Annotated in this window: 9 protein-coding genes; 3 read left to right on the top strand and 6 right to left on the bottom strand. The window is 69.8% G+C overall.

Annotated features, from left to right (window positions below; genetic code table 11):
- Positions 1-221: 221 nt before the first annotated feature.
- Positions 222-2,759, top strand: coding sequence for a RelA/SpoT family protein (locus ACFVWD_RS49310; RefSeq protein WP_389605011.1), 2,538 nt, complete (start codon positions 222-224; stop codon positions 2,757-2,759).
- Positions 2,760-2,870: 111 nt separating this feature from the next.
- Here ACFVWD_RS49310 and ACFVWD_RS49315 read toward each other — a convergent pair whose 3' ends face one another.
- A complete protein-coding gene (locus ACFVWD_RS49315; protein WP_101406241.1) occupies positions 2,871-4,100 on the bottom strand; it encodes a DUF349 domain-containing protein in 1,230 nt (409 codons plus the stop codon).
- A 135-nt stretch (positions 4,101-4,235) separates the two neighbouring features.
- Positions 4,236-5,057: a peptidylprolyl isomerase gene (locus tag ACFVWD_RS49320; RefSeq protein ID WP_389605013.1), complete on the bottom strand. Its 822-nt coding sequence runs from the start codon at positions 5,055-5,057 to the stop codon at positions 4,236-4,238.
- Between the two features lie 180 nt (positions 5,058-5,237).
- On the opposite strand from ACFVWD_RS49320, the gene ACFVWD_RS49325 reads away from it, so the two are divergent.
- Positions 5,238-5,963 carry an MBL fold metallo-hydrolase gene (locus ACFVWD_RS49325; RefSeq protein WP_168507300.1) on the top strand — a complete coding sequence of 242 codons (726 nt, stop codon included), beginning with the start codon at positions 5,238-5,240 and terminating at the stop codon, positions 5,961-5,963.
- Positions 5,964-5,975: 12 nt separating this feature from the next.
- Positions 5,976-7,238, top strand: coding sequence for a histidine--tRNA ligase (hisS, locus tag ACFVWD_RS49330; RefSeq protein WP_389605015.1), 1,263 nt, complete (start codon positions 5,976-5,978; stop codon positions 7,236-7,238).
- Between the two features lie 168 nt (positions 7,239-7,406).
- Here the strand turns inward: hisS and ACFVWD_RS49335 are convergent, their stop codons facing one another.
- From ACFVWD_RS49335 to ACFVWD_RS49350, 4 genes are read right to left on the bottom strand one after another with little or no spacing between them, the layout of a single operon-like run.
- Positions 7,407-8,030 carry a response regulator transcription factor gene (locus ACFVWD_RS49335; protein WP_168490040.1) on the bottom strand — a complete coding sequence of 208 codons (624 nt, stop codon included), beginning with the start codon at positions 8,028-8,030 and terminating at the stop codon, positions 7,407-7,409.
- Positions 8,027-9,241, bottom strand: coding sequence for a sensor histidine kinase (locus tag ACFVWD_RS49340; protein ID WP_389605017.1), 1,215 nt, complete (start codon positions 9,239-9,241; stop codon positions 8,027-8,029). The genes ACFVWD_RS49335 and ACFVWD_RS49340 overlap by 4 nt, the downstream gene beginning before the upstream one ends.
- Positions 9,238-10,083 (bottom strand): ABC transporter permease, encoded by an 846-nt coding sequence (locus ACFVWD_RS49345; RefSeq protein WP_389605019.1) that lies wholly within the window; start codon positions 10,081-10,083, stop codon positions 9,238-9,240. Before ACFVWD_RS49345 ends, ACFVWD_RS49340 begins: the two co-directional genes overlap by 4 nt.
- Positions 10,080-10,946, bottom strand: coding sequence for an ABC transporter ATP-binding protein (locus ACFVWD_RS49350; RefSeq protein WP_384906184.1), 867 nt, complete (start codon positions 10,944-10,946; stop codon positions 10,080-10,082). The genes ACFVWD_RS49345 and ACFVWD_RS49350 overlap by 4 nt, the downstream gene beginning before the upstream one ends.
- Positions 10,947-11,259: the final 313 nt, after the last annotated feature.

Below are 11,259 nucleotides of genomic sequence, written 5' to 3' on the forward strand. Positions count from 1 at the left end.
GTCGCGACACCTCGGGGAAAGCCCCGGGAAAGGCCTGGGAAGGCCCTGAGACACCCGTAGGACACCGCGGAGGCGGGCCCGGAGGAATCCGGAGCCCGCCTCTCGCGTTCCTCCTGTACGAGGCCGTCCCAGCGGCCGAAAGCGAGCCCGACGCCCAGGATCGCTACCATGGGGTTTCCGGAGCCTGACCGGGGGACCCGGAACGCGCACGAGGAGCCCTCTTGCCAGACGAGGCCCAGCCACTCACCGCCGCCAAGCCCGAGCCTGCCTCGGCCCCCGCGGCGACGCCCGCCAAGAACGCCACGAGCGGGCCGGTCGAGCACGCCCAGTCCGCGCCCGACGACAAGGCGGCCGAGCAGCCACGCCCCAAGCCGGTTTCTCCCGAGCGCTCCGCGAACACCCCGGCGGTGCGTTCCGCGGCCGCCCCGTCCGGCCGTCCCAGCTCTTCCTCCAACCGCGTCCGCGCCCGCCTGGCCCGGCTCGGCGTGCAGCGCTCGAACCCGTACAACCCGGTCCTGGAGCCGTTGCTGCGGATAGTGCGCAGCAACGACCCGAAGATCGAGACGTCGACGCTGCGGCAGATCGAGAAGGCCTACCAGGTCGCCGAGCGCTGGCACCGCGGCCAGAAGCGCAAGAGCGGCGACCCGTACATCACGCATCCGCTCGCCGTCACGACGATCCTGGCGGAGCTGGGCATGGACCCCGCCACGCTGATGGCCGGTCTCCTGCACGACACCGTCGAGGACACCGAGTACGGCCTGGACACGCTCAGGCGCGACTTCGGCGACCAGGTCGCCCTGCTCGTCGACGGCGTCACCAAGCTCGACAAGGTCAAGTTCGGCGAGGCCGCGCAGGCCGAGACCGTCCGCAAGATGGTCGTCGCCATGGCCAAGGACCCCCGCGTCCTGGTCATCAAGCTCGCCGACCGCCTGCACAACATGCGCACCATGCGCTACCTCAAGCGCGAGAAGCAGGAGAAGAAGGCGCGCGAGACCCTGGAGATCTACGCGCCGCTCGCCCACCGCCTGGGCATGAACACCATCAAGTGGGAGCTGGAGGACCTCGCGTTCGCGATCCTCTACCCCAAGATGTACGACGAGATCGTGCGTCTGGTCGCCGAGCGCGCCCCCAAGCGCGACGAGTACCTCGCCATAGTGACCGACGAGGTCCAGGCCGACCTGCGCGCCGCCCGCATCAAGGCGACGGTCACCGGCCGCCCGAAGCACTACTACTCCGTCTACCAGAAGATGATCGTACGAGGCCGTGACTTCGCGGAGATCTACGACCTGGTGGGCATCCGCGTCCTCGTGGACACCGTCCGCGACTGCTACGCGGCCCTCGGCACCGTGCACGCGCGATGGAACCCGGTCCCCGGCCGGTTCAAGGACTACATCGCGATGCCCAAGTTCAACATGTACCAGTCGCTGCACACGACGGTCATCGGGCCCAACGGCAAGCCGGTCGAACTCCAGATCCGCACGTTCGACATGCACCGCCGTGCCGAGTACGGCATCGCCGCGCACTGGAAGTACAAGCAGGAGACCGTCGCCGGTTCCTCCAAGATCCGTACGGACGTGCCCCGGGCCGCCAAGGGGAGCGCGGGTCAGGACACCGTCAACGACATGGCGTGGCTGCGCCAGTTGCTCGACTGGCAGAAGGAGACCGAGGACCCGAGCGAGTTCCTGGAGTCCCTGCGCTTCGACCTGTCCCGCAACGAGGTCTTCGTCTTCACGCCCAAGGGTGACGTCATAGCGCTTCCGGCCGGCGCGACACCGGTGGACTTCGCGTACGCGGTCCACACGGAGGTCGGCCACCGGACGATAGGCGCACGGGTCAACGGACGCCTCGTCCCGCTCGAATCCACCCTGGACAACGGCGACTTGGTGGAGGTCTTCACCTCCAAGGCGGCCGGCGCGGGCCCCTCCCGCGACTGGCTGGGCTTCGTGAAGTCCCCGCGCGCCCGCAACAAGATCCGCGCCTGGTTCTCCAAGGAGCGCCGCGACGAGGCCATCGAGCAGGGCAAGGACGCCATCGCCCGCGCGATGCGCAAGCAGAACCTGCCGATCCAGCGCATCCTCACCGGCGACTCCCTGGTCACCCTCGCGCACGAGATGCGCTACCCCGACATCTCCTCGCTGTACGCGGCGATCGGCGAGGGCCATGTCACCGCGCAGAGCGTCGTGCAGAAGCTGGTGCAGGCCCTCGGCGGCGAGGAGGCGGCCACCGAGGAGATCGACGAGAGCGTTCCGCCCGCGCACGGGCGTGGCCGCAAGCGCCGCTCCAACGCCGACCCGGGTGTCGTCGTCAAGGGTGTCGAGGACGTGTGGGTCAAGCTCGCCCGCTGTTGTACGCCCGTCCCCGGCGACCCGATCATCGGCTTCGTCACCCGCGGAAGCGGCGTATCGGTGCACCGCAGCGACTGCGTCAACGTCGACTCGCTCTCCCGCGAGCCCGAGCGCATCCTCGAGGTCGAGTGGGCGCCCACCCAGTCCTCGGTCTTCCTGGTGGCCATCCAGGTCGAGGCACTGGACCGCTCCCGGCTCCTGTCGGACGTCACCCGCGTCCTGTCCGACCAGCACGTCAACATCCTGTCCGCGGCCGTCCAGACCTCCCGCGACCGCGTCGCCACCTCCCGCTTCACCTTCGAGATGGGCGACCCCAAGCACCTGGGGCACGTCCTGAAGGCGGTCAGGGGCGTGGAGGGCGTGTACGACGTGTACCGGGTGACCTCGGCGCGCAGGCCCTCCGACGGGTCCTGACGTCCGCGGCCCGGTGGCCCGTCGACGGGCCACTACGTAGAGGGGCTCCCGTACGCACCGTACGGGAGCCCCTCTACGTAGTGGCGGGAAAACCCAGCCGCCTCGGCCGCCTCAGCCGCCGAACTCCTGCAGACCCTTCAACGCCTGGTCCAGCAGCGCCTGACGGCCATCGAGCTCCTTCTGGAGCTTGTCGGCCCTCGAAGTGTTGCCCGCGGCACGCGCCGTCTCGATCTGGCCCTGGAGCTTGTCCACGGCGGCCTGCAGCTGACCGGTCAGACCCTCGGCACGCGCCCGTGCCTCCGGGTTGGTCCGGCGCCACTCGGCCTCCTCGGACTCCTGCAGAGCCCGCTCCACCGCGTGCATCCGGCCCTCGACCTTCGGGCGGGCGTCGCGCGGCACGTGGCCGATGGCCTCCCAGCGCTCGTTGATGGAACGGAAGGCCGCGCGGGCGGCCTTCAGGTCCTGCACCGGGACGAGCTTCTCGGCCTCCTCGGCCAGCTCCTCCTTGAGCTTCAGGTTCTCCGACTGCTCGGCGTCCCGCTCGGCGAATACCGAGCTGCGCGCGGCGAAGAACACGTCCTGGGCGCCGCGGAAGCGGTTCCACAGGTCGTCCTCGTGCTCACGCTGGGCGCGACCCGCGGCCTTCCAGTCCGCCATCAGCTCGCGGTAACGCGCCGCCGTCGGCCCCCAGTCCGTGGAGGCGGACAGCGACTCGGCCTCCGCGACCAGCTTCTCCTTGGTCTTGCGGGCGTCCTCGCGCTGCGCGTCCAGCGAGGCGAAGTGCGCCTTGCGGCGCTTGGAGAACGCCGAGCGCGCGTGCGAGAAGCGGTGCCACAGCTCGTCGTCCGACTTGCGGTCGAGTCGCGGCAGCCCCTTCCAGGTGTCCACCAGGGAGCGCAGCCGCTCACCGGCCGCCCGCCACTGGTCGCTCTGCGCCAGCTCCTCCGCCTCGACGACCAGCGCCTCCTTGGAGTGCCGTGCCTCGTCGGACTGCTTCGCACGCTGGACCTTGCGCTCCTCACGGCGCGCGTCGACCGTCTCGACGAGCTTGTCCAGCCGCTTCTTCAGCGCCTCCAGGTCGCCGACCGCGTGATGGGCGTCCACCTGTTCGCGAATATGGTCGATCGCGATCTGGGCGTCCTTCGCCGACAGGTCGGTGGTTTTCACTCGTCGCTCGAGGAGGCCGATCTCGACAACCAGGCCTTCGTACTTGCGCTCGAAGTAGGCCAGCGCCTCATCAGGGGAGCCGGCCTGCCAGGAACCGACGACCTGCTCGCCGTCGGCCGTACGCACGTACACGGTCCCCGTCTCGTCGACGCGGCCCCACGGGTCGCTGCTCACAGCGCCTCCTCCACATGATGCCTGCGAGGGGCTTCAGCGCCCCTGGGCATCGTCCACAGTTTCGTCACGGCCAACATAGGCGACCAGCCCGGCGGCTGTCCGCATCCAGCGCGACCGAAATTTCGCAGTTGACGGTCAGGATTTCGCCACGGTCAGCTTGTTGATCACGACCGTCGCGTTGGGCGCCCCGTCGCCCTGGCCTGTGCTCTCTCCGGCCGCGGCGATCTTCTTCAGGACCGTGAGGCCGGACTTGGAAATAGTTCCGAACGGTGTGTAGCTGGCCGGTAGCTGACTGTCCTGGTACACGAGGAAGAACTGGCTGCCACCTGTGTGCTTCTGGCCGGTGTTGGCCATCGCGATCGTGCCCGCCGGGTAGATGCCGCCCTTGAGGCTGGTGTCCTTCAGGTTCTCGTCCGGGATCGTGTACCCGGGACCGCCGCTGCCGGTGCCCTTCGGGTCACCGCACTGCAGCACGTAGATGCCGTTCGTGGTGAGCCGGTGGCACTTGGTGTGGTCGAAGAACCCCTTGCCCGCGAGGAAGTCGAACGAGTTCACCGTGTGCGGGGCCGCGGCCGTCTTCAGCGCGACGTCTATGTCGCCGCAGGTCGTCGCCAGCTTCATCGCGTAGTCCGCCGACTTGTCGATGCTCATCGCCGGCTCCGTCTTCCAGCTCAGCGACTTCACCGCGCCTTCGGCGGGCTTGGCGCACGGGTCCGGCGCCTTGCTGGTCGGGGAGGCGCTCGGCGTGACCTCCGCGCCCGCGTTGGCCTTCTTGTCGTCGTTCTTGAAGAGCCCGGTCGCGTACGACACCACACCGCCGACGACGAGGACGCCGACGACCGACGCGACCACCGTATTGCGCGTGTGTGACTTGCGCCGCGCGGCCGTACGCCGCTGCTGCTGCCGCAAGAACTTCTCCCGGGCGAGCTGACGCCGCCGCTGTTCCTGGGTGACCACCGGGATATCTCCTCATGCGTCTCGTACGTCAAGTGGGACGCGTGCGTCTTGTGAGCCGACCGCCTGCGTGTGCCCCGTACCGTATATGGGTTAGCTGAGGAATCGGCAGCGCCGGTAGGCTCTGATCCACAGCCACCCACCCCGTACGGCATCACGCGTACGCCACCACGAAGGACGATCGTGCTCATTGCCGGGTTCCCCGCCGGGGCCTGGGGCACCAACTGTTACCTGGTCGCCCCCGCCGCCGGTGAGGAGTGCGTGATCATCGACCCGGGCCACCAGGCCGCCCAGGGAGTCGAGGACGCACTCAAGAAGCATCGGCTCAAGCCCGTCGCCGTCGTCCTCACCCACGGCCACATCGACCACGTGGCCTCGGTGGTGCCCGTCTGCGGCGCCCATGACGTACCGGCCTGGATCCACCCCGACGACCGGTACATGATGAGCGACCCGGAGCGGGCGCTCGGCCGGTCCATCGGCATGCCGCTGATGGGCGAGCTGACCGTGGGGGAGCCGGACGAGGTGCGGACGCTGACCGACGGCACGCGGCTGGAGCTGGCCGGTCTGGAGCTGTCCGTCGCGCACGCGCCCGGCCATACGAAGGGGTCGGTGACCTTCCAGATGCCCGAAGCCCGCGACGGATCAGACATTCCGTCGGTCTTCTTCTCGGGCGATCTGCTCTTCGCCGGCTCCATCGGACGCACCGACCTGCCCGGCGGTGACATGGACGAGATGCTCGGCTCGCTGGCCCGTGTGTGCCTGCCGCTCGACGACTCGACCGTGGTGCTGTCCGGCCACGGCCCCCAGACGACCATCGGCCAGGAGCGCGCCACCAACCCGTATCTGCGGCAGGTGGCGGCGGACCGCCAAGCGCGCGGCGCCGAGCCCGCTCCCCGACGAGGAATGTGACGAGAGACTTTCGTGAGCACCTTCAAGGCCCCCAAGGGCACCTACGACCTGATCCCTCCGGAGAGCGCCAAGTACCTCGCCGTGCGCGAGGCGATCGCCGCGCCGCTGCGCAACTCCGGCTACGGCTACATCGAGACGCCCGGCTTCGAGAACGTCGAGCTCTTCGCGCGCGGTGTCGGTGAGTCCACCGACATCGTGACCAAGGAGATGTACGCCTTCGAGACCAAGGGCGGCGACCGGCTCGCCCTGCGCCCCGAGGGCACGGCGTCCGTGCTGCGCGCCGCGCTGGAGGCCAACCTGCACAAGGCCGGCAACCTCCCCGTCAAGCTCTGGTACTCGGGCTCCTACTACCGCTACGAGCGTCCCCAGAAGGGCCGTTACCGCCACTTCTCGCAGGTCGGCGCCGAGGCGATCGGTGCGGAGGATCCGGCGCTCGACGCCGAGTTGATCATCCTGGCGGACCAGGCCTACCGGTCGCTGGGGCTGCGTGACTTCCGCATCCTGCTGAACTCGCTGGGCGACCAGGAGTGCCGTCCCGTGTACCGGGCCGCCCTCCAGGACTTCCTGCGCGGCCTGGACCTGGACGAGGACACGCTGCGCCGCGCCGAGATCAACCCGCTCCGGGTCCTCGACGACAAGCGCGACGACGTGCAGAAGCAGCTGGTGGGCGCGCCGTTGCTCCGTGACTACCTCTGCGACGCGTGCAAGACGTACCACGAGGAGGTGCGCGAGCTGATCACGGAGGCGGGGGTTGCCTTCGAGGACGACCCCAAGCTGGTGCGCGGCCTGGACTACTACACGCGGACCACCTTCGAGTTCGTCCACGACGGTCTGGGCTCCCAGTCCGCGGTGGGCGGCGGCGGGCGCTACGACGGCCTGTCCGAGATGCTCGGCGGGCCCGCGCTGCCTTCGGTGGGCTGGGCGCTCGGTGTCGACCGCACGGTGCTCGCCCTGGAGGCGGAGGGGATCTCGCTCGAACTCCCCCCGGCCACGAGCGTGTTCGCCGTTCCGCTCGGTGAGGAGGCCCGTCGGGTGCTCTTCGCCAAGGTGGCCGAGCTGCGGAAGCTCGGTATCGCCGCCGACTTCTCCTACGGGTCCAAGGGGCTCAAGGGGGCGATGAAGAACGCGAACCGGTCGGGAGCGCGGTACACGATCGTCGCCGGTGAGCGGGATCTCGCCGAGGGTGTGGTGCAGCTCAAGGACATGGAGTCCGGTGAGCAGGCGGCGGTCGGGGTGAACGAGATCGTGGCGGAGCTCGAGACGCGACTGGGCTGAGGACCGGCTTTCTCGCCCCCGCCGCCCCTACCCGTCCCATCCCGTCCATGGGGGCTCCGCCCCCGAACCCCCGGGTGGGTTCTTCGGCTGCGGGTGGGTGGGGGCTGGTCGCGCAGTTCCCCGCGCCCCTCAGGAGCGCTACGCGCATCCCCCAGGGGCGGGAGAAGGTCAGTCCAGTAGGCCGAACCGCATCGCGCTCGTCACCGCCGCGGTTCGGTCGTCCACCCCCAGTTTGGTGAAGGCCCGCAGCAGGTGGGTCTTCACGGTGGACTCGCCGATGAACAGCCGGCGCCCTATCTCGGCGTTCGTGCAGCCCTCTGCCACCAGCCGCAGCACCGCCGTCTCACGCTCGGACAACCTCGGCCGCTCCGGCTTCGTACGGAGCTGGTCGACGAGCCGGGCGGCGACGGACGGGGCCAGCACGGTCTCGCCGCGCGCGGCGGAGCGGACGGCGTCGGCGAGTTCGGCGCGAGGGAGGTCCTTCAGGAGATAGCCCGCGGCTCCGGCCTCGACCGCCCGCAGAATGTCCCGGTCCGTCTCGTACGTCGTCAGCACGATGACCCGGCAGCTCAACCCCGCCTCGGTCATCCGCACGATCGAGTCGACACCCCCGCCCCCCGGCATCCGCAGGTCCATCAGGACGATGTCCGGCCGGAGCTCGGCCGCCAGCGCCTCCGCCTGCGGGCCGCTCGACGCGTCGGCGATCACATCGAGGTCGGGCTCGGCACTGAGCATCGCGCGCAGCCCTTCCCGTACGACGGGATGGTCGTCCGCCAGGACGATGCGGATCACGAGTCACTCCTTGGAACGGGCAGAACGGGCAGACAGACGGTGACGGTCGTGCCCTCGCCGGGCGCGCTGCGCACACGGGCCCTGCCGCCCACTTCCGCGGCCCGGGCGCGCAACCCGGTCAGACCGTAGCCGCCGGCGGGCGCGGCGGGGTCGAAGCCGGGGCCGTCGTCCTGTACGGAGAGTGTCAGCGAATCGTGGGCGTATGTCAGGACGACCGCGATCGTCGAAGAACTCCCCGCGTGTTTGCGGGCGTTGGCGAGTGCCTCCTGGCAGGAACGCAGGACCACGACCTCGGGCCCGGCGGGCAGCGCGCGCACGGGGCCGGTGACGTCCACCGTCGCTTCGTGGCGCGCGGCCAGCCGGCGCAGCGCGTCGGGCAGCGAGGCCCCTTCGAGGTCGGCGGGCGCGCCCCCGGCGACCAGGGCCCGCGCCTCGGCGAGGTTCTGCCGGGCCGTCTCCGCCATCAGGGACAGGTGGCGGCGGGCCTGCGGGATGTCGTGGTCGAGTTCGGCCTCGACCGCCTGCACCAGCATCAGCAGGCTCGTGAAGCCCTGTGCGAGCGTGTCGTGGATCTCCCGGGAGAGCCGTTCCCGCTCGGCCAGCGCGCCGTGCGCCGACGAGAGCCGGGAGAGCTCGTGGCGACTGGCGTCCAGTTCGGCGATCAGCTCGGCCCGTTCCTGGCTCTGCTCGATGATGCGGATGGTCCAGTTGCCGAAGGCCACCGCGAAGACGAGGGTGACCACGCCGAAGAGCGAGTTGAAGAAGACGTCCTGGCCGCTCGGCCACCACAGCAGCGCCCAACCCACCACCGGCACGATGTTGATGACCGTCACGGCCACCAGCGCCCAGCGCAGCCGCAGCGCCATGAAGCACTGGGGGACGAGCGCGAAGGCCATCAGCCGGGTCTCGCCGACGAGGATCCCCGACGGCAGGAACAGCACGATCGCCCCCGCGAGATAACCGAGGGCCCGGCGTTCGTCGGGCGGGTCGCCGCCGAGGACGGGCCGCCCCACCACCACGTACCAGGGAATCAGCGCCACCAGCAGCGCTGCCGAGACGAGGCGCAGGCGCCACCCCGGATGCCCCGTGCCGAGGACGAACACCAGGGTGGCCACGCACACGATCGCGAAGTACGAGTCCCAGAGCCGGAAGGAGCGGTCCCAGGCGTCCGCGCTCTTCGCGCCGCCGGGTCCGGCGATCCGTTCGGTCATCCGTCGCGACGGTTCTTCCAGCGGAAGGTCAGCAGACACAACAGCAATCCTCCGACGCACCAGGCCCCCAGCACCAGGGCGATCCGCCCGAACTCCCAGCCGCCCGCCTGCTCCAGGACCTTCGCCGACTCGGGCAGGAACACCCCGCGCAGCCCCTGGCACATCCACTTCAGCGGGAACAGGGCGCCGATGTTCAGCATCCAGTCGGGAATCGTGTCGATGGCGATGTAGACCCCGGAGATGAACTGCAGCACGAGGAAGGGGAGCACGACGACGGACGTGGCGCTCTTGCCGGACTTCGGGACCGAGCTGATCGCGATGCCGAGCAGAGCGCAGGCCGTCAGGCCCAGGACGAAGATCCAGGCGAAGTCGGCCCACTTGGCGGGATCCGAGGGCAGCTTCACGTCGTACAGCGTCGTGCCGACGACGAGCAGGATCGCCGTCTCCAGGAGGCCGGTGACCAGGACCAGCCAGATCTTGCCCAGGAAGTACGCGGCCGGTGGCATCGGAGTGCCGCGCAGCCGCCGCAGCACCTTCTCGTCCCGCTCGATCGCGATGGAGATGCCGAGGGACTGGAAGCTGGTGGACATGATGCCCGCGGCCATCATCGCGGGGACGTAGAGCTGGGAGGCGGTGATGCCCGCGCCCCGCACATCGTCCTTGAAGATCGACGCGAAGAGGAAGAGGAAGACGACGGGGAAGGCGAAGGTGAACACCACCTGGTCGCGCTGACGGAAGAACTGCTTGATCTCCAGGGCGCCCCGCCGCAGGCCGAGGCTCCAGGCTCCGGGCAGCCGCACGGAGGAGGCCTCACCGCGTACACGTACGGTCGTCAGGGTCATCGCGCGTTCTCCTGTCCGGTCAGTCGGAGATAGACGTCCTCCAGGGTCGGGCGGGTCACGCTCAGCCCGGGTATCTCGCCGTCGAAGCGGCGGGTGAGCTCCGCGACCGTGCGGGTGGGGGTGTCCGTGCGCTCGCTGCGCGGGGTGCCGTCGGCCTCCGTCCACTCGACGGTCGCCTCGGTGCCGAAGCGTTCGCGGAGCGCGGCGGGTTCGCCTTCCGCGACGACGCGGCCCCGCGCGACGACTGCGAGCCGGTGCGCCAGCGCTTCCGCCTCCTCCAGGTAGTGCGTGGTGAGCAGGATGGTCGTGCCCTCGTCGGCCAGTTTCCGGATCAGGTCCCAGAACTGGCGGCGGGCAGCCGGGTCGAAGCCTGTCGTCGGTTCGTCCAGGAGCAGCAGTTCGGGGCCGCCGATCACCCCGAGCGCCACGTCCAGCCGCCTGCGCTGGCCGCCCGAGAGCGCCTTGATACGGCTGCCCGCCTTCGCCTCCAGACCGACGAGCCCGATGACCTCTTCGGGGTCGCGGGGCCGCGGGTAGTAGCGGGCGAAGTGCCGTACGGTCTCGTCGACCGTCAACTCCGCGGGCGCCGATTCGTCCTGCCAGACGATACCGACCCGCGAGCGCCACGCGCGTGTGCCCGTCGCCGGGTCCGCGCCGAGCACGGACACTTCGCCCGCGTCCCGCCCGCGGTTGCCCTGGAGGATCTCCACCGTGGTGCTCTTGCCCGCGCCATTGGGTCCGAGCAGGCCGAACACCTCGCCGCGGCGGATGCCGAGATCGATGCCGTCGACGGCGGTCACGTCCCCGTACTGCTTGCGCAGCCCCCGTACGTCCACCGCGAGTTGGTTCGCGTGTGTTGTCATGCCGACGAGCCTGCCGCCGAAGCGAACGCTCCGGGACGACCGTGCGTACCTCCTTATGTCCACCGAACGGTGGACACACATGTGGGTGCGGCACAATGTCGGTTGCCCGCAGGCCCTTCGAGACTACGGAAACGGCGTGATGAGCAAGACGACGACAGTCATCTCCATCGACCAGGAACGTGCAGCCGGTCCCCGGACGGTCGGCGGCAGCCGTGCGCTCGCCCTGTTGCTGGTGATCACCGGCGCGGCCGGTCTGCTCGCCGCGTGGGTCATCACGATCGACAAGTTCAAGCTGCTGGAGAACCCGAACTTC

Origin of the sequence: Streptomyces sp. NPDC058086, from assembly GCF_042885015.1 — a bacterium.
In the GTDB taxonomy this organism is placed as follows: domain Bacteria; phylum Actinomycetota; class Actinomycetes; order Streptomycetales; family Streptomycetaceae; genus Streptomyces.